The sequence below is a fragment of the Streptococcus sp. KHUD_012 genome (genome assembly GCF_052588255.1).
Window position 1 is genome coordinate 1,456,780 of the sequence record NZ_CP159355.1, and the last position, 24,837, is coordinate 1,481,616.

The following is a 24,837-nucleotide window of genomic DNA, read 5'->3' on the forward strand; positions in this document are numbered from 1 at the left end:
GCTGGGACAAAAGTTCTAGCCTCTCAATTATTTTTGAATTGTCGAGCAAGACGCAGTGGTTGAGTGGGCTCTACTACGCTGATCCCATCAGCTTTTACAGCCCTACTCAACTGTGCGGAGGTGGGACGACGAAATCGAATTCTAACGAATTACCGATTTCTGTCCCACTCTCCCTTATTCCGTTTTTTCTTTTTTTATCAAGCGTAAGCGACGCTTTAATTTTTGTGAAACTTCTCTATGCCGAAAGTCCACTTCTTCTGATTTTAACTTAGAGACAATTTCTCCACTGCGCGTTTGGAACTTGGCTTCTCTGGCAAATTGGATACTGGCGTTTAAAATACAACCAATAATCATGATTTTTGCCACCAAGATGAACCAGAACATGATGACCGCTAGGACGACCGAACCGAAGAAACGAGCATCTAAGAAATGACTCACATAACGATCCACGTATTTCCAAAAGATATTCAAGGTCGCATACAGGACAGCAACAACGAAGGTCGCCCCTGGCAATACATATCTAAATTTTGGAATTTTGACATTTGGAAGGGTGTAATAGAGCAAGACCAGACTGACAAAAAGCAAAAGGTAGATGGTCGGCTCTGTCAAATTCAGTAAACGTACATAAATCGTCCGATCAAATGAAAAGGTCTTATAGAGATAACGAACGATCATTTTCCCAAACATGGAAAGGATCAGCGAGAGTCCAAACAAGCCCTGTAAGGCAAAACTGATCAGAAAGCTAAAGAGTCGCCCCCAGATAATACCACGCTCCTTTTCCACCCCATAACTCTTGTTATAGGCTTTTTGGAGGTAGGCAATGCTCTGAGAGAAGATCCACAAAGCTGAAATAATCGAGAAACTCAGTAAGCCTGTCGAAGGCTTGGTCAAGACACTCGAAATCATCTGTGCCACTATTCGATATAAGGAGGCTGGCAAAACTTTTTGTAAGCTCAAAAGAATTTGGGTAGGACGAATATGAAAGTAGGGTAAAATATTGGCTGCAATCAGCATCAAAGGGAAAATGGAGATCAGCAAATAATAAGCCACCGCAATGCTGGTGATATCAGACTCTGCACTCTGATAAAACCGCACGAAGCCCTTTATAAATGGCTGTCCCAGTATTTTTTGTAGGACCTTTTTCATTCGTCACCTCCCCATTTTACTAAAAAAGAGCAAAGAGCGAAACCAGACACTTGCCTTCAGCTCCATTCTTTCCTCTCTAGTTTTAGTATGTTCCTTCTTCACCTTGACTAGTCAAGATCACTGGACCATCTTTTGTAATCACAAATTGATGCTCGTATTGACAAGAAAGTCCACCGTCGAGGGTCTTATGGGCCCAACCAGTTTCCATATCTGTATCAATCTCCCAAGTACCGGTATTAATCATTGGCTCAATCGTCAAGACCATCCCTTCACGTAAGCGAAGACCGCGTCCAGCACGACCATAATGCGGGACCATTGGTTCTTCATGCATGGTAGGCCCGACACCGTGTCCGACCAAATCACGCACCACGCCATAGCCTTTGCTTTCCGCATACTCTTGAATCGCTGCACCAATATCTCCCAAGCGATTGCCAACGACCGCTTTCTCAATTCCCTTATAGAGACATTCTTTGGTCACGTCCATCAAATCTTTGACTTCTTGCGAAACATTTCCAACCGCATAAGCCCAGCAAGAGTCCGCCAAGCCACCAGTATAGGACTCAGTGTATTTCTTGACTTGCGCTACATTATCAAAATCTAATTTCGATACATCCAAAACAGACTTATCCAGCGGTTCTGACAAGACCATGTCTACCTTGAGGAGATCACCATCTTTGAGAATGACATGACGTGGAAAAGCATGGGCTACCTCGTCATTCAAACCACAGCAAGTCGCATAAGGATAATCCATGAGACTACCTTCTACACCGATCTGAAGCGGCAAGACATTGGCTTCTTTACAGCGACGACGGACATATTCTTCAACTTCCCATAGGTCAAGGCCTGGCTTGATCAAGTCACGCAATCCAATATGGATGCTAGCAAGGAAGTCTCCCGCACGATCCATGGCTTCAATTTCACGTTGTGATTTTAATGTAATCATTGTCTCCTCATTTCTTTTTGTTTAATTAATCTTAATCGTAATGGTTGCTTTCGCGACTAGCTGCAGATCTAAATACAAGCTAAAATCAACCAAGGCCGAACGTCTGGTTCGCCGAACAAGTTGTGGTTCAATGCGGATCACATCATCCACCTGCACAGCTTGTAAAAAATTGATGATCAGCTGTTCTACGATCAGGCTACGCCCGCTGTGTTGCATCATCTTGCGAACAACCTTCATCAGCACTTCGATCATGACCCCATTGGCCAAAACACCGCTTTTCTCCAGCATACTTGGCTCCACTGTGAATTGGTAATGGTCGTTCTCTGTTTGAATCTTTTGACCAATTTGCTCACTAAAGGTTGGTAAGCTCGAAAACTGCACCTTGCTAATCCGATCCATGACATCCCGACGCGTAATAACACCCAGCAAGGTCTGGTTATTACGAACAACAGGAATCATTTCATAATCTTCAGCGATCATCCGTTGGCTAATCGTCGCAATGCTGGTGGACAAATTAGTGGTAAAAATGGTCCGTGACATTACCTTATCAAGAGTCGTCTGAGGCGCCTTATCTCCAGCATCTCTCATAGTTACGACGCCCACTACCATCTGGTGCTGATTGACAACTGGAAAACGACTAAAGCGATTCTTTCGAACCAAATCTAAATAATCCCGGACCGTATCCGTCTCAGAAAGATAGCCGTACTCATGGAAGGGCCGATAGACCTGTTCTACTGTCAAGATATCCGTCTTGATCTGCATGTTAGACAAGGCCTTATTGATCATGGTTGCGACGGTATAGGTATCGTGTGAAGTTCGGATGACTGGGATTTGAACCTGATTGGCCAGATCAATCACATCCTCACTCACTTCAAAGCCACCCGTCACTAAGACCGCATTGTCATGCTTAAGAGCCAATCGTTGGATGCTGGTGCGGTCTCCCACGATCAAAAGGCCTCCTTCAGACACATAGTCTAGGACGTGCTTCTCCATCATAGCACCGATGTAAAATTTATTAAATTCTTTTTCGAGACCTTCCTCACCTGCTAATATTTCAGAGCCGGTGATTTCTAAAATTTCCCTATACGTCAAATGCTCTAGTACAGCCTTTTGCGATTTGACACGGATGGTTCCGCTTCTAGGACGCGTTTCCACAATTCCTTGATTTTCAGCTTCTTTAATGGCACGATAGGCCGTCCCATCACTGACATTCAAAAAATTGGAGATACTGCGGACACTGACACGTTTTCCAATCGGTAATTTTTCGAGATAGTCTAAAATCTCTTGGTGTTTACTCATAGAAGTCCCCTCTACCTAGGCGGAAATCATAATAATCGCGCATTTTACGCGTATAGCGGTCACTCCCTTTGAATTGACGAAAGAGACGAAAACCAGCCTTTAAAGCGACCTTTTGACTCCCTGCATTTTCAACATGGGTGACAATCTTAAGCTCCTTCAGTTGAAATTTCTCAAATGATAGATAAACCAACTCTTTGACCGCTTCTGTCATCAGGCCCTTTCCCCAAAAATCCTTGCGTAAAAAGTAGCCTAACTCAGCCTCACCCTTAATTTCATCCAACTTTTCAAACTTGATAGAGCCGATCATCTGATTAGTTTCCTTATCACAGATTGCCCAAACCCCCAAGGGATTTTTCATGAAATAGTTGGCTAGTACATATTGAGTTTCAGCAAGATCGGCTTGTGCAGGAAAGATAAATTGTAGGTTATCAGGATTCGAAGCAATCTTATAAAAATCTTCCGCATCCTCAAAGAGAAAAGGTCGTAAATACAACCTTTGTGTTTCAATTAGTGAATAGGCAGCTAAGTGCGTCCAAATATTCATTTCAAACTCCATTGTTCGTGTATCCAGCCGCCACTATCAGATCTCTCGTTCTGTCACTATTCCTCAACCAACTGGATGTCTGCTCCAAGTTGGGTCAATTTATGAATAATATCTGAATACCCGCGAAGGATGTATTCCACATTTGTAATTTCTGTTGTTCCAGAAGCCATGAGACCGGCGATCACTAAAGCCGCACCAGCTCGAAGATCCGTCGCTTTCACACTGGATCCTGTCAATTGATTTGGCCCTTCATAGATAATGTGGTCGTTTAAGGTCGAAATGGTGGCTCCCATTTTAGCCAATTCTGGCACATGGTTGACCCGTTTTTCATAAATCGTATCAACAATGCGCCCACGTCCTGCAGCCGTTAAGAGCAAAGGTGTGATCGGTTGTTGCAAATCAGTCGCAAAACCAGGATAAGGAGACGTTTTAATCTGGATCGCCTTCAAGCCCGTCTGCTTTTCTACAAAGATGCTATCTTCAGAAATGGTCATGCGCACACCCATTTCCTCTAACTTGGCAATATAGCTCTCCAAATGCTCATACAGGACATTATTGATCTGGATACCTTCTCCAATAGCAGCTGCAAGGGCAATATAGGTTCCTGCTTCGATGCGATCTGGAATCACCTGATGTCTCGTTCCATGCAATTGTGGAACACCATCAATGATTATGATATCCGTACCTGCTCCCCGAATATGGGCTCCCATGTTGTTGAGCAAGGTTACCACATCGATAATCTCAGGTTCCCGCGCCGCATTTTCGATCACTGTCCGACCTTCAGCCTTGACCGCTGCCAAAATCGTATTGATCGTTGCACCGACACTAACAGTATCCATGTAGATGTTTGCTCCTTGAAGAGGCTTGCCATCAGTCGCAAGTTTCATACTAGAGCCATCCATGGTCATAGCGGCTCCCATTGCTTCAAAGGCCTTCAAATGCAAATCGATAGGACGTGGTCCAAGGTCACACCCACCAGGTAGTCCAACCGTTGCTTGACCATAGCGTCCTAGTAAGCTGCCATAGAAATAATAGGAAGCTCGCAAACTGTTGATCTTTCCAAATGGCATGGGCATATTCTTCACCCCACGTGGATCAATAATCAAACTGTCTTCTTTGCGCTCGATCTTAGCCCCCATGATGGTCATGATTTCAATCAGACTCGCCACGTCGGAGATATCCGGTACCCCATCAAGAGTCACGATATCATCCGCCAGAATGGTCGCCGGAATCAAGGCTACTACACTATTTTTTGCACCACTAATGGTCACCTCTCCTTTTAGAGGGCGACCACCATTTATTACAATTTTTTTCATCTTAATAATTTATTAGCTCTTTCAAGTCTTTTTCCTTTTACTATCGTTTTTTGTAACGGAAATAAAAGGGACAACGTATTCAAAATACTGCATCTATTATACCACAGATCGACCTATTTTTCCATCTGTAGGAATTTTCAAAACGAAAAAAAGCTAGGATCAACTTGACCCTAACTTTTCCATTTCAACTAATTATTTTACAGCTTCTTTCAAGGCTTCTACCTTGTCTAAACGTTCCCATGGCAGGTCGATATCTGTCCGTCCCATATGGCCATAAGCTGCTGTTTGACGGTAGATTGGACGTTTGAGGTCAAGCATTTGGATAATCCCTGCAGGACGAAGATCAAAGAGCTCACGTGCTGCTTTTTCAAGCTTACTTTCAGCGACTGTTCCAGTACCAAAAGTATCGATCCGAACAGAGACAGGTTGAGCAACCCCAATGGCATAAGCCAATTGCACTTCTGCTTTCTTAGCAAGACCTGCCGCTACGATGTTTTTGGCAATGTAGCGAGCTGCATAAGAAGCAGAACGGTCCACCTTAGTGGCATCCTTACCAGAGAAGGCACCACCACCGTGACGTGAATAACCACCATAAGTATCCACGATGATCTTACGACCTGTCAAACCTGAGTCCCCTTGAGGCCCACCAATAACAAAGCGACCCGTTGGGTTGATGAAGAATTTGGTCTCAGCATCTAGATAAGAAGCTGGAATCACCTCTTTGATGACCTTGTTAATCACATCTTCGTGGATTTGTTCATTGCTGACATCTGGATCATGTTGAGTTGAAATAACCACTGTATCCACGCGTACTGGGCGGTCGTTTTCATCGTACTCAACAGTAACTTGTGACTTGGCATCTGGACGAAGATAGCCGATTTCCCCAGACTTACGAAGCTCTGCCAAACGACGAACCAACTTGTGGCTGAGTGAAATTGGCAATGGCATGAGTTCTTCTGTTTCATCCACCGCAAAACCAAACATGAGACCTTGGTCTCCAGCTCCAATCAAATCAAGTGGATCTTGATCTGCATTTCCACGTACTTCCAAGGCTTCATTAACCCCTTGGGCAATATCAGGAGATTGTTCCACCAAAGATGGGTGTACTCCTACCGTCTCAGCTGAGAATCCATATTCCGTATTGGTATACCCAATCTCTGCAATGGTATCACGAACCACACGGTTAATATCCACATAAGCAGTCGTTGAAATCTCACCAAAGACATGCACGGAACCAGTATAAACAGCTGTTTCGGCAGCTACGTGAGCTTCTGGATCTTGCTCTAAAATAGCATCTAAAATAGCATCTGAAATTTGGTCTGCAATCTTATCTGGATGCCCCTCAGATACTGATTCAGACGTGAAAAGTTTACGTTCTGACATAAAAATGTCCCCCCTTAAAAAATATTGTTATAGAGTTACAAAGTACTGATAGAAGATTTCTACCACCTTATCGGGACCATATAACACTTCATTATAACACATTACATATGATATGGAAAATTATTTTTCAAAAAGCCCATTAAATCAGCTTTTTCGATCTATGCACTACCCAGTTAAACTGACTTAAACAGTCCTCAAAGTTCCTAAAAAGTTCACAAAAAATACCCCGTAGGATATCTATCAATTGACGAGTTCAGCAGGCAAGATCTAGCACCCTCACACGGTGCTTTTTTTATCTTCAAAAATGGTAGGCGTCCGCGTACCTATGGGTACTCGAAAACCTACCACCTACTTAAATGATAACAGTTCTTTAAAAATTTTCAACCCTATCTACTTTAATCAGTCTCCATTTTTAAATAATATACCTCCAATAAATACCAGGACTCCTAAAACCAAGGATAAAATATTTGGACCTGTCCAATAAGGATCTAGCGTACCTATGATGGAAACAATAAATAAGACGGCTGATGTATTTAAGAGACCCACATTTCCATTCCTCATAGCTATGAAAAGGATGAAAGTCGCAATCATAAAACAAATATAATGGATGGCACCAATATATAAGATCAGTAGATACATGGGGTTTCCTAAAAATAAAGGAAAAATCATAATACCAAGGTGGCAGACTGCTATTATAAGGGCGCTCCATAACCAAGGCGAATGAAGAATGATCCTCTTTGGCGAATTTTCTTTATCATTGTTTGATTGTATATCAGCATTCAACTGATCGTTTACATCTATGTCTCCTTCTACTTGAGAGTACGCCATCTCTGGTTTAGTGTCAATAGATGATAGATCTTGTACTTTCACCTTGGACTCCCAGCTAGCTGCAACTTTCTCAAGTAAACTAAAAACACGACAAGCAATATAAATCGATAAGAGAAGATAAAAGAGACCGTAAAAGCTTATACGAGAGATGAAAGAGTATACTATACCTATCTCAACAAAGGAAGATAAAATGAGCAAAAGAGAAAAGACTTTCTGAAGTTTATCACTTGTACTTGTGATCATAACATTAATCAGAAGTAAAAACATTAACTCCATTACACTGTATCGAAGTGTAAAAGCGTAAATATCACTCGTTCTATCCATACCAATCAATATAAATAGTGGAGAAATATTTGTAGAGGCAACAAATAGTACTAAATAAGCTATCGATGATTTCCAACCATCTTTACTTTTCCAATTGTTTAAAAGCTCCCTCATTTCTACATTCTTTATAAGCAAGCAAATCCATATTAAACAAATGATATTTAGCACAAAGGAAATGTTCATCAGATTTGTTGGGGAGAAAGGTGGTAAAAAAAACATCAGTAGTTGGGTAATTGAGAGGAGAAGAACAGCTATCAATCCTTCAACATTTAAACGTTGCTTCATGATTCTCCAAATTACCCAGCAAATAATCATTCCATTCCATATAGAAAAAATACTAGAGACAGTGAACAGTGGTGTATTTCCATTTAAATTTTGGGAACTATAGTTCACTACTATACTACTACCATAAGAAACAAGATAAAGAATTGCTTCAAGAATTAGCAGTATACAATACCATTTTTTTCTAGACATAGATTCTCCTCCACTTTCTAAGAAAAGTATGTAACGATTCATTTATTTAAATTATAACACAATTTGTAACCGTTTTCTTAGTGCGTTATCAGTACTAATTAAATAAAAAAGATAGGATTGAACACCCTACCTGCTATCATCACTCTTCATTTTTTAACAATACAGTTCCAATCAATACCAGCACTCCTACTACAAGCGGTGGTACATGATTAATCACCCAATCCGGATCACCCGCAGCAATAAATGAAAAAACATAAATAGCTGCTGCTATATAAAGAGTTGCTTTATTGCCATTCACATATCCATTCCAAAGCAGGATGGTTGCAATCACAAAGCTAATCATATGGATTCCCAAAAAGTACAAAAAGCCACCAGCCCACGCTCCCATTGAAAAGAGACCTAATAAAAGTAAAACTATATAAACAATGGCCAAGATCAAAGCAATAGAAAGGATTACAGAATTTCCAATTCTCTTCTCTGGCTTCATTTCATTGTTCGGAAAAAGACTTTCATCTGAAGCATATGCCTCATTTTCTTTATCTACTTCCAGATTTTTCTGTTGATCTGCCATAACTTTCTCCTAACACTTTTAGTTATTCTTTCAAATAATAGCGCTTAAAAATAGAGCGGAAGAACTGATTTAACTATCGCTTTGATCGATCCGAATATTTTTTATTGAGTAGAGTTGACCATATCCATTTTTTAATTAAGAGCTTTTCACTTCTTTAACCAGGAGTGTTCCGATTAAATCCAAAATACCTAAACATAAGGGAGCAATTCGAAATATTTCCCAGTCCGGATCAAAAGCCAAGATGATAGACAGCAGATAGAGTCCAACACTCGCATAGAGAAGGCTTTTATTCCCCTTCTTCATCCCTAGTCGAATTAGAGAGGCTCCAATCGCAAGACTTAATAAGTTTGGACCAAGGAAAATCAAAACGACAAATCCCCAACCATCACCCCAAGGTGCAAAGTAAAAGAAAAACAATACAAGATAGATAATGGATAAGTAAAATGTCACTGAAAGAAGAATAGAATGTAAGCTATTTTCTTTTGGAGGATTCTGAACAGATACAGAATTGGGATAATCTTCACTTATCTTACTATGTTCTTTATTTTCCTCAAGATGTTTCTCTTGGTTTGTCATCACTTACTCCTACCTTTCTTATATTTTTATGTTTTTCCGTTAACACCATTATTCTTGATTCCATCATTCCTTTCATGGTATCCATCTATTCAATGCTATCTCTTAAACATTAATTTGGACAGGTTTCCAATTAGATTGCTAATATATCATGAAATAGTTGGGAAGCCTTCCCTAAATAAAATCAGCCTCTGCAATAGCTCGTTTCACTTCTTCAATTGGTAAATTGACCAGTTCTACTTCTTTTTCGCGGTAGAGGTATTCGGCATATTCATCGATGCGGTATTGATGGATATAAACGACCCGCTTGCAACCGACTTGAAGCAACTGCTTGGTGCAATTGAGGCAAGGAAAATGCGTCACATAAGCTGTAAAGCCTTTGGGAATTCCACGTTCAGCTCCTTGCAAAATCGCATTGACTTCCGCATGAATCGTCCGGACACAGTGTCCCTCGACCATGAGACAGCCATCCTCTAAACAGTGATCTGTCCCAGAAACGGATCCATTATAACCTGTTGCAATGACCTTATTATCCTTAACCAGAACAGCCCCAACCTTAGCTCGATTACAAGTCGCTCGATTCGAAATCAGTAAGGCCTGTGCTGCAAAATATTCATCCCATGCTAGTCGATTATGTGTCACCTTTGTATCCTCCATCTCTCCTCATATCGGTTACGATTATTTTCATTATAGCATGAAATCAGCAAGAAAAAAAGACTGAGAAAACCTTCCCAGTCTTATAATCATTATTTACCAAGTTTTGCTTTAGCTGCATCTGCAAGAGCTGTGAAAGCTGCTGCATCGTTAACAGCCAAGTCAGCAAGCATTTTACGGTTAACTTCGATCTCAGCCAATTTCAAACCATGCATCAATTGTGAGTATGAAAGTCCGTTCAAACGAGCTGCCGCATTGATACGTGTGATCCACAATTTACGGAAGTCACGTTTCTTTTGACGACGGTCACGGTATGCATAGTAGTAAGAGTTCATTACTTGTTCTTTTGCAGTACGGAACAAGATATGTTTAGCTCCATAGTAACCTTTAGCTAATTTAAGAATACGTTTACGACGTTTGCGTGATACAACGCCACCTTTAACACGTGCCATTTATATTTCCTCCAATATTTCCTAGAATTCTTTACTTACGAATACGCAATTATTTCAAGCGAGTAAGCATTGCTTTGATACGTTTGAAATCTCCTGCATGCACCATAGATGCTTTACGAAGATGACGACGTTGTTTCTTAGTTTTTCCGTGGAAACGGTGAGAAGTGTAAGCACGGAAACGTTTAAGTCCACCAGAACCTGTACGTTTGAAACGTTTAGCTGATGCGCGGTGTGTTTTTTGTTTTGGCATGATATTTTCTCCTTTTTTTAACTTTCTGACAGATTATTTCTTGTCAGTTGCTGGCGCCAATTGCATGAACATTTGACGTCCATCCATCTTAGCTCGTTGTTCGATGATCGCCACATCTTGTGTCGCTTCAGCGAAGTCGGCTAAAACTTTAGCACCAATCTCTTTGTGGGTAATCATACGACCCTTAAAGCGAATGGATACCTTCACTTTATTTCCTTTTTCAAGGAATTTGCGAGCATTGCGAAGTTTTGTATCGAAATCACCCTTATCAATCACTGGGCTCAAACGAACTTCTTTCACGGTCACAACGCTTTGTTTTTTGCGTTGTTCTTTTTGCTTCTTCTGGTACTCAAATTTGAACTTACCGTAGTCCATAATTTTCGCAACAGGAGGTTTAGCTTGAGGTTGAATGAGAACCAAGTCAACATTAGCGTCGTCCGCAAGTGCTTGCGCTTCGCTAAGTGGTTTGATACCCAATTGCTCACCTTCAAGACCGATTAAGCGAACTTCACGTACACGAATTTCATCATTGATGAATAAGTCTTGCTTTGCTATGGTTTTCACCTCTTTTTTATTATTCGAGAAAAACAAAGAACGGACCTGTGCAAAACAGGCCCGAACTACATGATGTATTTCATTACTGAAACTTGATCCGTAGGGGCCAGGCAACTTGCGTCACAAGGCGAGAAGTTCTCACTTCTGCTTTTCTCAACTTTTATATGATATCAAGTTTTTTATTCTTTGTCAAGAAGTTTTTTTGCTTTTTCTTCAATAAATGCAACAACGTCTGCAATTCCAACACCCGTTGTGTCAAAATGAATGGCATCAGCTGCAGGTTTCAAAGGAGAAACGGCACGGTGGCTGTCCTTATAGTCCCGCTCAGCGATTTCTTTTTTCAACAATTCAAGATCCGCTGTAATGCCCTTTTCAACATTTTCCTTATAACGACGTTCTGCCCGCTCCTCAACAGAAGCGACCAAAAAGATCTTCAACTCTGCATGTGGAAGAACGACTGTCCCAATATCGCGTCCATCCATAACGATGCCCCCCTCTGCTGCAATTTCTTGCTGTAGAGCGACAAGTTTTTCACGGACTGGCGCAAGCGCTGCAACCCATGAAACATTGTTGGTCACTTGGTTATCGCGAATTGGGTGGGTAATATCCACGTCTGCTACAAAGACAAGTTGCTCTCCTTCTTCCGATCGACCAAAACTAATTGGATACTGATCTAAAAGGGCTAAGAGGTCATCAACCTGTTCAGCTGTCAGATTATTTTGCAAAGCTAGATAAGTCGCCGCACGGTACATAGCTCCTGTGTCTAGATACGTATAGTCTAGATCCTTGGCAATGATCTTTGCAACTGTGGATTTTCCACTAGAAGCCGGTCCATCAATGGCAATTTGAATTTGTTTCATGTTGTCCTCAACTCCTACTGAATCTTAACGACATCACCAGGATTGGCATACCAAGATCCTGTAGACATGTGAGATGGATTTAACTGTTCCAATTGGGCAATGGAAATACCAGCACGCGCAGCAATCGCTGCTTCCCCTTCACCTGCTTGAACAGTGATCGTACCTTCTTCAGAGTTCTCATCTTTTGAACTATCGTCTTTAGCCGCTTGGTCAGTTTGTGCTGCAGGGGCTAATGATTTCTGTTCAACCTTAGTCTCTCCATTGTAGAAGCCAGACATTTGTTTTGATTTATTGCTGCCACCTGTTGAAAGGAAAATCAACAAGCAGACCATCGCTACTACTACTACAAAGAAAATAATGGCTAAAATCGTCAATAGACGATCTGCCTTGATTCCGTTTAACTTACTCGTTCTTTTCAATGTTTCTTCTCCATCATCGTAAATATCTTCTTCCCATGGTTCTTTTGCCATGACTTCCTCCTTGTTTTTTCTCGTAAAAATCATTACAATAGAAGTATGAAAGTTACGTTAATTCCAGATCGTTGCATCGCTTGCGGTCTCTGTCAGACCTATTCTGAATTATTTGATTACCATGACAATGGCATCGTTAAATTTGCTGCTGAAGAGGACGACCTCCTTGAAAAGGAAGTTCCTGTCACAAACGATGTTCTCGAGGCTATTAAAGAATGCCCCACTCGTGCTCTCTTAAAAGATTAAGAGGGCTTTTTATTTGTTTGCATAATACATCTCGTAGTAATCCACATGGATGAAATTGTCCGTCAGGATTACTTCTCCCTTAAAATAAGGATTTAAGGCAAGTGCATTGATAAAGTATTTTTTCGGCCATTTACGCATACAGAATGTTCGACTGCGCGATCCATCATTAAATATAAGCTTGATCGATTTCTTATTTACTTCGACCTTTTCGATCGAGTCAATCTTTACCTTGATTGGAGTAAAAGGATTAGCTGTAATAATCCGCAAGATCCCATCCTCATAAATCGTGAAGTAACGATGGACCCCAATCGCGAGCAAGACCATAAATAAAAAGAACGAAAACAAAACTAGCGTTGGCACACTAGAGCTCTCATACATCAAGGCCAGTCCAATAAAGACCGGAATCACTGCAATGGACCAATAAGTCACAAGAATAGATAAGTCCGGTTGCCAATGATAATGGACCTTTCCAAATATCTTAATCATGAGCGTACCCCCATCTAATAGTTTAGCATAAAAAACAAAAAAAAGGGAGCCAGACAGCCAAAATCACAAAGATTTTTAACTGCTTGCTCTCCTTTTAATTGGATTTATTAGTTGGAACTTTAAAGAAGTCTTTAGAAAGGTAACCTTTCCCACTAATCAAGTCGTATTCAACCATTTTCAAATCCTCTGCAATTTCTTGCGCTTCCCCTTCTAAGGCCTTTTTATCGACACTTGCTTTTTTCAATACTTCTGTCAATAAAGCATAGTAAGGCGAAACTTTTGAATTAGTCTGTTCAAAGACCATAGCAGAGAAATCACTTGAATTGACCAAAGGATAATTCAATTTCGGTGCATCAAAATTACTCCAAATGAAGTAGTCTGTCTGATACTGACTCTCCGGATTATTCTTAAAGGCGGACTCAGGATAAAGACCTGGCAAATGATCCCCATAAAATACCACTGTAATCTTCTTATCTATTTTAGAAAGACTTTCCAGGAAGGATTGGGTGGCGGTGTCGGTAAAGGTTAAAAGACGTGAATAATTCGTTAACTTGGTATTTTCATCATCTGAAAAACCATTGCCTGTTGCTGTTAAGTCTGAAGGTTCTCCTGCTATAAATGGGGAGTGATTTTGAATCGTAATGACAGAAAAGAATTGATTCTTTTTAGCATCCATCTCTTTTAATACTGCCTTATACGTAGATTCATCGCTTATATGTACTTCTTGATAACCTAAATCATAATTCTTTTTATCATCAATGCTTATAAATTTATTGAATTTCAATCTATTGTAAATCACATTTCTAGAATAATTAATTGGAGATTCGAAATGAATAACTTCTTTATTATTAAATGAATCACTAACTGAAATTAGTCTTCTCATTTTAGGAGCAACCTCTGAGTATAATACAGAAACTGTCGGATTAATATTATAAAAAGGTAACCCTGTCAATGTTTGAAACTCCATATTTGCGGTTCCACCACCATAACCATCTGATTGCATTAATCCACTTGTAACTTTTGTCTTAATTTCTTGAATTTTTGGTATAGGATTTCTAGATAAATTTACCCCTTCAATTCTTGATGGGTCAGCAAAACTCTCACTTAAAACATAAACAATCGTTTGATTATCAATTAACTCATTTCTATTTTTATTGATTTCTAAAGCTACTTGATCATATTTCTTCTCAATTTCTTTGATTTTTTCTTTACTATATCCCTTCGGTTCTATAATTGGATCTGTTGTTATTTGATTCAACCATACATATGACAACGATCGATATCTAGCGTTTATGGAATTTCCTAACCATTTTGTATCTTGGAAATTATTTAACAAGGTAATAATCGGAACGTCATCAATAATTTTTCCATTATCTTTTCTTTTAAAAATAGAATAAACATTAATGGACAATAAGAGCATAAGTCCTAATAAAACAAATCTTAAGATCGTTGCACGAATAATTCTACCTGGATAAATATATCTCCGTCCTATTATATAGATAAACGTAAAAATGACTAAGGAAATACTCACAGTCATTAAAACCGAAGCATCTACAAAACTAAATAAAACAGAAGGTTGAAATACCCAGACCAAATCACTTGGCAAAATTGGTTCCGCACGCATACTAAATTTTATAGCATTAGCAACAATAAACAGAACCCCACCAAATAAAATCAATATTGTCGTAAATAAATATCTATTAAAGATAATATATAGAAAAATAAACAGATAAGATAAACACAATATCTGAAATATTACACCTCCAGGAAATATTGAGTATCCAACCAAAGGTTCCCCATGGCCTAGACCCAATTGAATTCCTGTATTAAATAATATTGCAAGACTAATACTTGTAAATGCAGCTAGCGAAAAACTAGACCTATTTTTTACTACATCAACTTGTCCTTTTACAAAAAGCAAGCCAACTAAAGTCAGGAAAAAACTTAAGAGTAGCAAATGAAATTCTAAAATCCAAAATTGGCTCAAGGAGTACTTTCCTGCTCCTAATTTCTCAAAATTTCCAGATACATACCATGATGTACGATACAAAAAAGAAAGAATTTTAGAATCAGTAAAAATGAACGAACAAACTACGCTAGAATGCAAGACATATTCGAACATTTTCCCAATAGGTTCTAATTTTTTTCTATTCGCTTTATTATCATATGATTTTTTGATCTGACCCAAAACATAAGAAATCACTAACAATGACAAAATAAATACTAGAGAATTAAATTGCCAAAAATTGTTTTTTTCAAAATGATCAATCTTATAACTAGGATTATTAATATTAAGCGAAACATCAATCGAGTATGATAGTATTAAATAGATTACGTATGAAACTAAAATTTTAAGGAAAAAAATCCATTTTAAAGCGTATTGTGAAATTAGTAAAACTAGAATTAAGAAGGCAATTCCAAACCAAATTCCAAACTGATTAACTAAGAATAATACAGATCCTGTTGATTTGATCTCTTTAGAAATCAAATTTTGTGTTAAGAAAGTATTGCTTATAAAAAATAAAAGAAAGAGAGCTATACAGTACTTTTGTGTTCTTGTTATTTTATTATAAATTTTAAAAAGAAAATCTCTTAAATCTAATTTCCTCTTTCTCTTCATTTTTTATCCTTCCTATAAATTTTTTATCCCTGCAATTGAGTGTATATTCCGATACTAATTGTTAAAATATTTAAATACACTAACATATATTGCAAACTACATTCAAAATTCGAATCTTCATTTTGAATGGTCATATCTAAAAAACCAAATAATTTTCTAAACCATGATCCACAAAAAAGTGGCAAAAACATCAGAATAAAATAATAATAACGACCTTGTACACCACCTACAGTAATATCACCTTTGTGGTATACCCTAGGATCTCCTGAAATAGCAATTACTATTAATGAGGCAATACCTGCAAGTAAAAGAAGACAGTAATATTTAAAAAATGTTGGCATTTCAATTTTATTTTTTAATGCAATGACAAACATAGCAAAAAAGAAAGTAACTATCGAAATTGCAATTAAAAACGGAGACGATTCTGAAACATATTTCAATGGTTCAGAAACAAAATCATGAATAATACCGTATGGCGCTAAAAGTAAAGTTCTAATTAATGGTAATGGATGTGTTACAAAATATAATAGTCCTGGTCCTTTGCCTGACAAAGCATTGTCTGAAGCAAACAATTTAATGATTCCAACGTATGTAAAGGAAATGAATAAATTTAAACCAAACAGGATTGAACTGAATTTTCTTACTGATTTATCCTGATAATACTTATTTGGCAATATTGAAAATAGACTTCCAATTAATACAAACGGAAATTTTGCAAATGAAAATAGTAATGTAGAGCATTGAAATACAAAAGCATATTTTCTATCAATTTTACGTTCACCTGATAGAATATTTGTCAATATAGCAAGACTAATTAAAGTTGCTCCAAAATATAAATAATCATAATGATAACCTGCTATAATGTACAATACTGCAGGGAATGTAGAAAATAAATATATCGCTTCTCTATAAACTTTGCTGATTTTTAATGCAATAAATACTAGAATGGCATATGCTATGACTTCGAAGATTCTTCCCAAATAATAGGAAACAAACACTTTTTTAGAGATTAATCTACCTATATTCCATCCAATTGCACTAGGAATAAAGGCTGGATTATCAAATCCAACTCTTACTCCTTTAATTTTACTTTCCTTATGCTCAACATTGAACCAATAATTTTTATCTTTTTTACTAGGATTTCTTAGTGCATCATATTTAAAAACTGAATTATAATCTTCCAATTTCTCATTAGAATATTTAAAAATAGGACTATCCGAAATACTGATTACGTTTGGTAAATGAGACTCTTCATCTAATCCATATTGGACTGGTTTCACTACTGAAATTACACTACCGAAAATAATTATCAGAAAAAAAGCATTAATTGGCAATTTCTTTTTATCTTTTGGATCAAAAAGAATAAAATAAATTACAATACTAATAATTAATAGTATAATTTTGAGATTGATAGTAAACTGAAATAAACTGGCCAAAAACACTCTTGAAAATAATACTAAAAATATAGCGATTAAAATATTTCTAATTTTAGTCTTATCAATAACTCCCATATAATTTACTCTACTTTCTTTTTATCATTCTTTTTAGTATATATTTCACAGCTCTTGCAGGACCAATTACGATATACTTCAAGGCTCCTTTTATCCCCCCAATTTGATTAAAGTCCACAAAGGTATGGGGTTGAAGATCTTCACGATTGTTCAATTGCTTATTATCAATAAATGGTGTCAGAACATGTGGGTTTTGAGAGATCCTAAAGTCATACTTTTGATCCCAAGCAATGTAGATCAACAAACGTTCGATCGCATGCAATATCGAATTTTGAGGAAGAGGTTCTGCTGGAACATCTGCTGCTGTCAAATTCAAATCAAAGAGTGGTTTCAAAGCATCATATTTAAACCAAACAAAGGTCCCATAACTCATAACAAAAGTATTGAGATTTTTGAAATCAATTGTCTTGGTAGCTCCCATCCGTTCCCAGAGCTTATTCATCTCTGGTGAAATAAGAGCCTCATTCCAAGCAACCACTATTCGATTGTAACGGAAGAAAGTTGGAATATCTGCGATAGTGATTCCGACTTTTGGATTGGCTTCCATATTGGCTAGGATTTGATCAGCCGGTTTGACCAGCATCTCGATCAATTCTTTGCGCCAAGATTCACCTGCCCAGAAATCTGCTTCTTTGGATTTCTTGGTATGGAAATGGCCTACATAGTCATAACGAGAGAGTTGCTCTTTTAAGAGCAACATTGGCAACACATCTCGTCCAATATTTCCAGTCACCACAACCGTCGCATCTTGTGCTCGATTAGAAAGGATTTGTTCAATAGCCTGCTTCTTCTCTTCTACATCTGTCGTAATCCATAAGTCATAAGTGAAATGAAAAGCTTGGAAAGCATCTAGAAATTCTTCCAAGAGGTCCACATAAAAGACATGAAGATGAACCGCAACTTTTTTACCGAACTCTCCAGCTAATTCCTGGTTTTTCAAGTACTTACGAGACAAGAGATAAGGATAGTCCGGACGATCAATCATAGACATGTGGTTGAGGATCAAGTCTAATGGATAGTTCGATACACGCTCCAACTCGTCAAAAATATAAGGCATAATTCCTTCATTATTTGCAATGGTTTTGACTTTGATGAAAGGAACCTTATGATTGAGAATCGCTGTAGGATTGTAGTAAGAAAAGTCCGGATAGAGCATCCCTGTTGTGTCTTCATGTATGGTATTAAAGACCGTCTTATAGCGAAAACCAGCATCCAAGAAATTCGTTGTGACCTTGGTTTCATAGTTATCAATCACATCTTGAACATTGGTGAAGTCCTGAACACCCTGCCAAAATTCATGGAAGGCACTTGATGTCAGCACCTGTTTTTTAAAACTAAGATAATAACTCTGAATATGCTCGTTAAAATCCTTGTCTTTCCGGTAATTGGTCATTCCCCAGAAATCCACTTCATCATCATGTTCAAACTGCTGATAAATGGGTTCTAGATCCCAAAGCGGTCCAAAGCAGGTATCATTCATGAGGGTAACCGAATCAAAATGAGCCAGTTGATCAAAGCCAACTGTCTTCATTCCATCCCGCCAAGCCGCAAAGTCAAAGCCACTATTTTGGCGCTCTAGAATATCGTCTACCAGATGCTGTGCTACTAAATTAGACTTCACATCTTCTGGTAGTTGACTATTGGAGATAAAGACCACCCGTGAATACAAGGGGCGAATCTTTTCTAACTGATAGAGTACATGCCCACTAATAAAATTAAACTTATTGTAGTGAACATATAAAAGTAAACGTTGCATATTATTTCCTTATTCTAAAGAATTTCAAGATCTTTGTTGGAATGGTCCAACGGCGAGAATGGATGACTGTATTATATGCTTCTTTCGTAGCTTGTAACTCTGCCTCAAGATTTTTCAAACTATTTTGACAATCTAACATTTCGGCAGCAAAAACTTTTCCAATATAATCCGGTGCAGAGGGATTATCTATAGAAATCATTTTATAGCTCAGTTGATACACACCTTCTTCTTCAACTTCATAAATCAATTGAGGATCTGGTTCACTAAAAAGAAACAAATTATCTGTAACGATACCATTACTATAAACTGGCGAGCAAACCTTTCCGTTAGAATCTCTCAATTCAACATCAGAGTAATAACTTGGACTTTCAGACAGATCAACTCGGATAACAGAAGTTCCCTTCGGAATTTCGATTGCCAGACTATCTTCTTTTTGAAGAAGTTTGGTCATGGTACGATCTTCCGAATAAGTATTTTCTTCGTCACCAAAATAAATTGTAACAGACTCCATTCCGATGTGTGAAAGAGAATCCATTGGTTTGGAAAGACGAATCTCATAAGTATTATTACGATCTAAAAGGATCTTCGTCATCTCTTTATAATCGGCATTTGGATATTTATCAAGATACTCAAGTTGTGTTTTCAACAACTTATGAAATCGGCGTTCTAGTTTTCTGAAATCAGTTGGACGAGAATCCGATCCTTGATTAATGGTATAAGCAACTGTCGCTTCATCCAGATAGGCTAAAGAAGTCCGTTGAAAGAGTTCCAATTGAAGGTTGAAAGTATCATCTGATGTTGTTAAGTCTAACTCTTGATTGACTTCTAACATCAGATCTCTATCAACTAGCCATGTAGAGGCCATGGTAAACCCTCTTGTTGCAAGCATCTTTTCATAGGTATCTGCTAATGGAATCGTATGTTTGGCAAAGCCGGCCTTAGAAACGAGGGTTCCTTGTTCATCATAAATATCAAAATCTGTATTGGACCATTTGCAATCAGGTTCACTTTCTAATAAATCAACCTGTTTCTGAAGTTTTAAAGGGTCTAACCAAAAATCATCTCCATCACAGCGGGCAATATACTTTCCACGTGCTTCTTTACAGATAGAGACCCAGGTTTTAGAAATTCCCTGATTCTCATCCTGATAAAAGGCACGAATCAGATCAGGGTAGTTGGCTTGATAATCATGAATGATAGAACGAGATCCATCGCTTGAAGCATCATCCACTAAGATAATCTCATAATCAAACTCTGTTTGTTGGGCTAAGAAGCTATCAATCGTCTTCTTTAGCCAGGGCTCTTTATTAAAAACCGTACAAATAATCGAAACAAAAGGCGTCGTTTCCATATTTCCCTCAGTCTAGTCAGTCATTGACCATGTTCCATTGCGTTGGATTAAGCCACTTGCCGAATCCATTGCTGATTTATCATCCAAAGCAATATCATCTCGATTGATAAAGATCAGTGGAGTCTGGGTGGCATCTGAAAAGGCCAACATCTGCCCTTCCTCATCCCTTACTGTCACTTCCAATTTCATTTTTAAGTCATTTACAGTTGGCAGTGAACAAGTATAATGAACTGTTTTATGTCCAGCTCCACTCATCAGTTGATTCATAGAATTATCATTGTAGATCCAAATGTTCCGATCAATATCCGTTAAAGACAGAGCGATATAGGTCCTGATATCTTCACGAACATCAAAATCAATCTGGAACTGAATAGGATCTTGAGGACGTAATTTGTTTGAGCTTAACAACTGAAGCTGAAAATTTTCTACCAAGACTTTTTCTTCCTGGTTGGAATTGCCTGCTCCATTAGCTTCTCCTCCCTGTTGCAAAGGAGCTGTATTATCAAAACTGTACTGATTGGCAACATTTTCTGGACTCCCTAAAGCCTTCACCAATCCATTTTCAATCAAAACAGCCTTGTTACAATATTTCTTGACGGCTCCCATATCATGGGTAACGAGGATCGTGGTTTTCCCTGATTTCTTGCGTTCTTGGAAGTAATCGTTACACTTGCGCTGGAAGGCTTCATCTCCTACTGCGAGGACCTCGTCCAAAATCAAGATATCCCCTTGGGCCTTAATGGCAACCGAAAAGGCCAGACGAACCTGCATGCCTGATGAGTAGTTCTTAAGCTTTTGGTTCATGAATTCATGTAACTCGGCAAAGTCTACGATATCATCATACATGGCATCAATTTCAGCTGTTGAGAAGCCTAGCATGGCCCCGTTCATATAGACATTTTCCCGACCTGTCAGTTCTGGGTTAAAGCCCACTCCAAGCTCGATAAAGGACACCAGTTTCCCATCGATAGTGACGGTGCCTTTTTCTGGCACATAGATTTCAGAAATAATTTTCAAAAGAGTCGATTTTCCAGAACCATTTCTTCCCAGGATCCCGAAAAAGTCTCCCTTTTCTACTTCAAAAGAAATATCCTTAAGCACATGTTGTTCTTTGTACCCTTTGATGCCTTTGAAGCGATTGACCAGGGCAGTTCGAAGACTATTGGTTGCCTCTGTTGGCAACTTAAAGTACTTGCTGACATGGTCTACTTTTACTGCAATTTGTTTATCTGTCATTAGAGAATCTCCGCAAATTTCTTAGCATGTTTGTTAAAGTAAGCAAAGCCAGCGACAAAAATAAGAATTGGTAAAACATAAGGAATCAAAACCAAGAACTTATTCTCTACCAAAAGCCAGACAGGGGTGTTGGCCTTATCAATCAAGAAGTATCGCATGTCTTGAATAATTTGAGCCAAAGGATTCATCATGACCAACTTAGCCGCCCATGGATTGCGGTCTGCAATAAAGGTAATCGGATAGATAATTGGCGTCGCATACAAGCCTGCTTGCAGGAGTACTTCCCATACTTGACCTAAGTCACGGAAACGAACAAAAAATGTCGCTAAGATCAAAGCGCACCCTGTCGCCATCAAGAATAACTCAAAGAATAGTGGAATGACCATCAAGGCTGTCCAAGAAAATGTCACCCCATTAAAGAATGAAAAAATCAAGACAACAACCAGGTTAATGACAAAGTTGATGGCTGCTCCTGAAATCGCAGACAAGACAATGATATGTTTGGAGAAGTTCAACTTCCGCAACAAGTCGCCTCGACTAACAATCGACACCATCCCCATGGAAGTTGCTTCTGAGAAAAAGCCCCAGATTACATTGGCCAACAAGAGGGCAACTGGGAAATGGGGCACATCTCCACCCAAGCGTAAGAATCGGATGAAGACAATATACATGATCGTAAAGGTCATCAGGGGCTTTAAAATGGACCAAAGATAACCGATCGCTGATCCTTGGTAGCGTAATTTAAAGTCTGTTTTGATTAATTCTCGTAATAAAATTCGATTTTTCTGACTAAAAACGTCAAACATTATTTTTTACCTCGATATGCAAACTTTGTCAGAATCAAGCTGGTAAACACAACCGTATGAAAAGCTCGGTTCTTCCGGTAACCATACTGACGAATCCGTCTCAAACGTTCTTTTAGTGGAACATCCATAATGGTGACAAAGTTTTCAATGATTTCTTTAGTTTGGGAACTGACAGGCAGATCCAATAGATTTTTTGCTTGTTCTTGACTAGACTCTATGAGATTCCAATATTTAGCAAACAGAATATGAGGGCGAACCCAATTTTTAACCCGTTTTCTAAGGGTACGAGCCCCCAGAACATTGCTACTGTGCTGACGGTACAATTCTGTTGGCCGATCGATATAGATGAGCTTCCCAAATGCAGTTGCCAACAAGGCCAAATACCAATCATGCATAAGGAGTGCATGTTTTTCTTGACCTGTCCATAAGTCAGCCAGAGCGTGGTTAATCATGGCTACACCGCCAGTTACCGTATTTTCTGTCAATTCTTGAATCAATTCTGTATTGGCATGATCAGACTGGGTGCGAATCATGCTTTCATGCTGCACATTCAAATTTTCATCGACCACTTTTAAATCTGTGTAGACCAGCAAAGGCACTTCTTGAGGATGCTTCTCGGCTTCTGCTACTTGAAGAGCAATCTTTTCAGGAAGCCAGACATCATCTTGGTCACTGAAGCAATAAAGATCAGCTTTTTCATATTTCAGAAGCGCATGGAAGCTCTTGATAACACCGAGATTTTCGATAGCTCCTTGGTTGATAAAGCGAATGCGCTCATCCTGGGCCACCAACTCTTGAATGATCTCCACCGTACCATCTGTCGATCCATCATCTCGGATCAAGAGTTGCCAGTCTTGATAGGTCTGATCTTGGATACTTTTGACCTGCTCTTTTAGATACTGTTCACCATTATAGGTGGACAACAAGATATTTACTTTCATAATAAGAATAATTCCTCGTACTCACCTACAATTTTTTCCCAGGTAAAGTTTTGCTTCATATTAGCCTTGGCACGTTGCCCCCATTCAGATACATCTTCTAAAGGATCGACCTGATCAATCAAATGCGCCAAATTTCCAGTTTCTTTAGTCCAATAGTGAGCTGTGTCCTTGGCAACCGTTTGGTTAAAGGAGACTCCTAAAACTAAATTCAGATCCGTGTGAGCAAGAGCCTCTAAGAGACCCGGATTGGTTCCGCCCACTTCATGACCATGGATATAGGCAAAGGCTTCTTTACGGATATACTTCAACAGGTCTTGGTCATAGACCGTTCCTACAAACTTGACGCGTGGATCCTGATCAAATCCAGTACAATCTCGGAGCTCCTCAAAATAAGGATTGCCTTCCTGGTTACAAATGATCACCAAATCCCTTTTGGTGGAAGAGGCCATAAATTCACGAATGGCGGTCTCGTAATTATTTTCTGGGACAAAACGGCCCAAAATTAGGTAATAGTTTTTCTCCTGAGTCTGCCACTTGTGATAGAATTCTCGGACCTTATTATCCTGACTACTTAGGCTGGTTGGAGACAAGTCCGTCCCATAGGCAATATAGGTCGTCTTGGACCAAGGATAGGCTTCCTTGATATAAGACTCAATACCCGGGTTGTCAGAAATCACCAAGTCAGCATGGCGCGTCATGATCTTTTCAGAATACTTGAGATAGGCTTGGATCGGCTTGGCCCACTTGGCCCGCTTCCACTCCAGTCCATCTGGATTGATATAAAATCGTCCGCCTATCTTATGGATCTTGCGCGCAAAAGGCGCCACAAAGGCTCCGATTGTATTGCCCAAGACGTAAAAAATCGGCTGTTCAATTCCTTGTTTCTTAATGAGCTTCAAGGCATAGTTAATAGCCATCATATCATAGGAAATGACACGCGCAGGCCCAAGCTTAGGGGCTTTAATGGTAAAACAATCGACACCCTTGTAGTCAAAATGTTGATAAGCTTGATCATTAGAAAGGCAAGCAACATGGTACTGGATATCTGGAGACACTTGATGCGAAACCAATTGGTCCACAAAAGTCTCAAAACCGCCATATTGAGCCGGAAGCCCACGACTTCCGATAATAAAAACATGTTGCATAGAGTTCCCTTTCAAATCATTCACAGTCTATTCAATTATACCATTTTCTAGGCTTTTTGCCTAATCCAAACAGAAAAGCGACCCTCAAGGGCCGCTT

At 38.9% G+C, this 24,837-nt stretch carries 25 protein-coding genes and 1 other annotated feature; of the genes, 1 reads left to right on the forward strand and 24 read right to left on the reverse strand.

Going from position 1 to position 24,837, the window contains the following annotated elements; genetic code table 11:
- Positions 1-174: 174 nt before the first annotated feature.
- The 15 genes from ABVF55_RS07045 to ABVF55_RS07115 all read right to left on the reverse strand — a co-directional run bounded on the left by ABVF55_RS07045 (position 175) and on the right by ABVF55_RS07115 (position 12,642).
- Entirely contained in the window at positions 175-1,146 is a 972-nt protein-coding gene (locus ABVF55_RS07045; RefSeq protein ID WP_445285117.1) for a YihY/virulence factor BrkB family protein, read from the reverse strand.
- Between the two features lie 82 nt (positions 1,147-1,228).
- Entirely contained in the window at positions 1,229-2,089 is an 861-nt protein-coding gene (locus tag ABVF55_RS07050; RefSeq protein WP_003015764.1) for a methionyl aminopeptidase, read from the reverse strand.
- A 21-nt stretch (positions 2,090-2,110) separates the two neighbouring features.
- Complete coding sequence (gene spxR / locus ABVF55_RS07055) at positions 2,111-3,388, reverse strand: CBS-HotDog domain-containing transcription factor SpxR (protein ID WP_445285118.1); 1,278 nt, start codon at positions 3,386-3,388, stop codon at positions 2,111-2,113.
- Positions 3,381-3,932 carry a GNAT family N-acetyltransferase gene (locus ABVF55_RS07060; RefSeq protein WP_003003737.1) on the reverse strand — a complete coding sequence of 184 codons (552 nt, stop codon included), beginning with the start codon at positions 3,930-3,932 and terminating at the stop codon, positions 3,381-3,383. The genes spxR and ABVF55_RS07060 overlap by 8 nt, the downstream gene beginning before the upstream one ends.
- A gap of 56 nt (positions 3,933-3,988) precedes the next feature.
- On the reverse strand, positions 3,989-5,248 hold the full coding sequence (locus tag ABVF55_RS07065; RefSeq protein ID WP_049471988.1) for a UDP-N-acetylglucosamine 1-carboxyvinyltransferase: 1,260 nt from the start codon (positions 5,246-5,248) through the stop codon (positions 3,989-3,991).
- A gap of 192 nt (positions 5,249-5,440) precedes the next feature.
- Positions 5,441-6,631 carry a methionine adenosyltransferase gene (gene metK / locus ABVF55_RS07070; protein WP_445285119.1) on the reverse strand — a complete coding sequence of 397 codons (1,191 nt, stop codon included), beginning with the start codon at positions 6,629-6,631 and terminating at the stop codon, positions 5,441-5,443.
- 399 nt (positions 6,632-7,030) lie between these two features.
- Positions 7,031-8,257 (reverse strand): ABC transporter permease, encoded by a 1,227-nt coding sequence (locus ABVF55_RS07075; protein WP_445285120.1) that lies wholly within the window; start codon positions 8,255-8,257, stop codon positions 7,031-7,033.
- Between the two features lie 139 nt (positions 8,258-8,396).
- Positions 8,397-8,828, reverse strand: coding sequence for a hypothetical protein (locus tag ABVF55_RS07080; protein WP_445285121.1), 432 nt, complete (start codon positions 8,826-8,828; stop codon positions 8,397-8,399).
- Between the two features lie 135 nt (positions 8,829-8,963).
- A complete protein-coding gene (locus ABVF55_RS07085; RefSeq protein WP_445285122.1) occupies positions 8,964-9,404 on the reverse strand; it encodes a hypothetical protein in 441 nt (146 codons plus the stop codon).
- A gap of 171 nt (positions 9,405-9,575) precedes the next feature.
- On the reverse strand, positions 9,576-10,043 hold the full coding sequence (locus ABVF55_RS07090) for a deoxycytidylate deaminase (RefSeq protein WP_049490930.1): 468 nt from the start codon (positions 10,041-10,043) through the stop codon (positions 9,576-9,578).
- Positions 10,044-10,147: 104 nt separating this feature from the next.
- On the reverse strand, positions 10,148-10,507 hold the full coding sequence (gene rplT, locus ABVF55_RS07095; protein WP_000124830.1) for a 50S ribosomal protein L20: 360 nt from the start codon (positions 10,505-10,507) through the stop codon (positions 10,148-10,150).
- Positions 10,508-10,556: 49 nt separating this feature from the next.
- Positions 10,557-10,757 (reverse strand): 50S ribosomal protein L35, encoded by a 201-nt coding sequence (gene rpmI, locus ABVF55_RS07100; protein WP_003003453.1) that lies wholly within the window; start codon positions 10,755-10,757, stop codon positions 10,557-10,559.
- A gap of 33 nt (positions 10,758-10,790) precedes the next feature.
- Positions 10,791-11,321, reverse strand: a complete 531-nt coding sequence (gene infC / locus ABVF55_RS07105; protein WP_003003721.1) for a translation initiation factor IF-3 — start codon at positions 11,319-11,321, stop codon at positions 10,791-10,793.
- A gap of 16 nt (positions 11,322-11,337) precedes the next feature.
- Positions 11,338-11,468: a sequence feature (ribosomal protein L20 leader region), on the reverse strand.
- 23 nt (positions 11,469-11,491) lie between these two features.
- A complete protein-coding gene (gene cmk, locus ABVF55_RS07110; RefSeq protein ID WP_031574170.1) occupies positions 11,492-12,172 on the reverse strand; it encodes a (d)CMP kinase in 681 nt (226 codons plus the stop codon).
- A gap of 14 nt (positions 12,173-12,186) precedes the next feature.
- Complete coding sequence (locus ABVF55_RS07115; protein ID WP_445285123.1) at positions 12,187-12,642, reverse strand: SAG1386/EF1546 family surface-associated protein; 456 nt, start codon at positions 12,640-12,642, stop codon at positions 12,187-12,189.
- Between the two features lie 45 nt (positions 12,643-12,687).
- Here ABVF55_RS07115 and ABVF55_RS07120 point away from each other — a divergent pair, with 45 nt between their 5' ends.
- The gene (locus tag ABVF55_RS07120) at positions 12,688-12,888 is read left to right on the forward strand and encodes a ferredoxin (RefSeq protein WP_003003472.1); all 201 of its coding nucleotides are present in this window, start codon (positions 12,688-12,690) and stop codon (positions 12,886-12,888) included.
- Between the two features lie 9 nt (positions 12,889-12,897).
- On the opposite strand, the gene ABVF55_RS07125 is transcribed toward ABVF55_RS07120, so the two are convergent.
- The 9 genes from ABVF55_RS07125 to cps2T form a co-directional block, all read right to left on the reverse strand.
- Entirely contained in the window at positions 12,898-13,374 is a 477-nt protein-coding gene (locus ABVF55_RS07125; RefSeq protein WP_023917814.1) for an EbsA family protein, read from the reverse strand.
- Between the two features lie 94 nt (positions 13,375-13,468).
- Positions 13,469-15,994 carry an LTA synthase family protein gene (locus ABVF55_RS07130; RefSeq protein WP_445285124.1) on the reverse strand — a complete coding sequence of 842 codons (2,526 nt, stop codon included), beginning with the start codon at positions 15,992-15,994 and terminating at the stop codon, positions 13,469-13,471.
- Positions 15,995-16,017: 23 nt separating this feature from the next.
- Entirely contained in the window at positions 16,018-17,505 is a 1,488-nt protein-coding gene (locus tag ABVF55_RS07135; protein ID WP_049471995.1) for a DUF2142 domain-containing protein, read from the reverse strand.
- A 10-nt stretch (positions 17,506-17,515) separates the two neighbouring features.
- The gene (locus tag ABVF55_RS07140; RefSeq protein ID WP_445285125.1) at positions 17,516-19,261 is read right to left on the reverse strand and encodes a rhamnan synthesis F family protein; all 1,746 of its coding nucleotides are present in this window, start codon (positions 19,259-19,261) and stop codon (positions 17,516-17,518) included.
- Between the two features lies 1 nt (position 19,262).
- Positions 19,263-20,612 (reverse strand): glycosyltransferase, encoded by a 1,350-nt coding sequence (locus ABVF55_RS07145; protein ID WP_061590797.1) that lies wholly within the window; start codon positions 20,610-20,612, stop codon positions 19,263-19,265.
- A 12-nt stretch (positions 20,613-20,624) separates the two neighbouring features.
- Positions 20,625-21,848 carry an ABC transporter ATP-binding protein gene (locus tag ABVF55_RS07150; protein WP_049482481.1) on the reverse strand — a complete coding sequence of 408 codons (1,224 nt, stop codon included), beginning with the start codon at positions 21,846-21,848 and terminating at the stop codon, positions 20,625-20,627.
- The gene (locus ABVF55_RS07155) at positions 21,848-22,654 is read right to left on the reverse strand and encodes an ABC transporter permease (RefSeq protein ID WP_003003247.1); all 807 of its coding nucleotides are present in this window, start codon (positions 22,652-22,654) and stop codon (positions 21,848-21,850) included. The genes ABVF55_RS07150 and ABVF55_RS07155 overlap by 1 nt, the downstream gene beginning before the upstream one ends.
- Entirely contained in the window at positions 22,654-23,595 is a 942-nt protein-coding gene (locus ABVF55_RS07160; RefSeq protein ID WP_445285126.1) for a glycosyltransferase family 2 protein, read from the reverse strand. The genes ABVF55_RS07155 and ABVF55_RS07160 overlap by 1 nt, the downstream gene beginning before the upstream one ends.
- Complete coding sequence (cps2T, locus tag ABVF55_RS07165; protein ID WP_445285127.1) at positions 23,592-24,740, reverse strand: beta 1-4 rhamnosyltransferase Cps2T; 1,149 nt, start codon at positions 24,738-24,740, stop codon at positions 23,592-23,594. Before cps2T ends, ABVF55_RS07160 begins: the two co-directional genes overlap by 4 nt.
- Between the last annotated feature and the right edge of the window lie 97 nt (positions 24,741-24,837).

What these genes read in the sequence shown, in the direction of transcription:
- cps2T (WP_445285127.1), bottom strand. Translation starts at nt 24,740, where the DNA reads ATGCAACATGTTTTTATTATCGGAAGTCGTGGGCTTCCGGCTCAATAT.
- ABVF55_RS07155 (WP_003003247.1), bottom strand. Translation starts at nt 22,654, where the DNA reads ATGTTTGACGTTTTTAGTCAGAAAAATCGAATTTTATTACGAGAATTA.
- ABVF55_RS07080 (WP_445285121.1), bottom strand. Translation starts at nt 8,828, where the DNA reads ATGGCAGATCAACAGAAAAATCTGGAAGTAGATAAAGAAAATGAGGCA.
- ABVF55_RS07160 (WP_445285126.1), bottom strand. Translation starts at nt 23,595, where the DNA reads ATGAAAGTAAATATCTTGTTGTCCACCTATAATGGTGAACAGTATCTA.
- ABVF55_RS07145 (WP_061590797.1), bottom strand. Translation starts at nt 20,612, where the DNA reads ATGGAAACGACGCCTTTTGTTTCGATTATTTGTACGGTTTTTAATAAA.
- ABVF55_RS07050 (WP_003015764.1), bottom strand. Translation starts at nt 2,089, where the DNA reads ATGATTACATTAAAATCACAACGTGAAATTGAAGCCATGGATCGTGCG.
- rplT (WP_000124830.1), bottom strand. Translation starts at nt 10,507, where the DNA reads ATGGCACGTGTTAAAGGTGGCGTTGTATCACGCAAACGTCGTAAACGT.
- ABVF55_RS07125 (WP_023917814.1), bottom strand. Translation starts at nt 13,374, where the DNA reads ATGATTAAGATATTTGGAAAGGTCCATTATCATTGGCAACCGGACTTA.
- ABVF55_RS07120 (WP_003003472.1), top strand. Translation starts at nt 12,688, where the DNA reads ATGAAAGTTACGTTAATTCCAGATCGTTGCATCGCTTGCGGTCTCTGT.
- ABVF55_RS07075 (WP_445285120.1), bottom strand. Translation starts at nt 8,257, where the DNA reads ATGTCTAGAAAAAAATGGTATTGTATACTGCTAATTCTTGAAGCAATT.
- ABVF55_RS07140 (WP_445285125.1), bottom strand. Translation starts at nt 19,261, where the DNA reads ATGCAACGTTTACTTTTATATGTTCACTACAATAAGTTTAATTTTATT.
- ABVF55_RS07130 (WP_445285124.1), bottom strand. Translation starts at nt 15,994, where the DNA reads ATGAAGAGAAAGAGGAAATTAGATTTAAGAGATTTTCTTTTTAAAATT.
- spxR (WP_445285118.1), bottom strand. Translation starts at nt 3,388, where the DNA reads ATGAGTAAACACCAAGAGATTTTAGACTATCTCGAAAAATTACCGATT.
- ABVF55_RS07135 (WP_049471995.1), bottom strand. Translation starts at nt 17,505, where the DNA reads ATGGGAGTTATTGATAAGACTAAAATTAGAAATATTTTAATCGCTATA.
- cmk (WP_031574170.1), bottom strand. Translation starts at nt 12,172, where the DNA reads ATGAAACAAATTCAAATTGCCATTGATGGACCGGCTTCTAGTGGAAAA.
- ABVF55_RS07115 (WP_445285123.1), bottom strand. Translation starts at nt 12,642, where the DNA reads ATGGCAAAAGAACCATGGGAAGAAGATATTTACGATGATGGAGAAGAA.
- ABVF55_RS07045 (WP_445285117.1), bottom strand. Translation starts at nt 1,146, where the DNA reads ATGAAAAAGGTCCTACAAAAAATACTGGGACAGCCATTTATAAAGGGC.
- ABVF55_RS07085 (WP_445285122.1), bottom strand. Translation starts at nt 9,404, where the DNA reads ATGACAAACCAAGAGAAACATCTTGAGGAAAATAAAGAACATAGTAAG.
- ABVF55_RS07060 (WP_003003737.1), bottom strand. Translation starts at nt 3,932, where the DNA reads ATGAATATTTGGACGCACTTAGCTGCCTATTCACTAATTGAAACACAA.
- rpmI (WP_003003453.1), bottom strand. Translation starts at nt 10,757, where the DNA reads ATGCCAAAACAAAAAACACACCGCGCATCAGCTAAACGTTTCAAACGT.
- ABVF55_RS07065 (WP_049471988.1), bottom strand. Translation starts at nt 5,248, where the DNA reads ATGAAAAAAATTGTAATAAATGGTGGTCGCCCTCTAAAAGGAGAGGTG.
- metK (WP_445285119.1), bottom strand. Translation starts at nt 6,631, where the DNA reads ATGTCAGAACGTAAACTTTTCACGTCTGAATCAGTATCTGAGGGGCAT.
- ABVF55_RS07150 (WP_049482481.1), bottom strand. Translation starts at nt 21,848, where the DNA reads ATGACAGATAAACAAATTGCAGTAAAAGTAGACCATGTCAGCAAGTAC.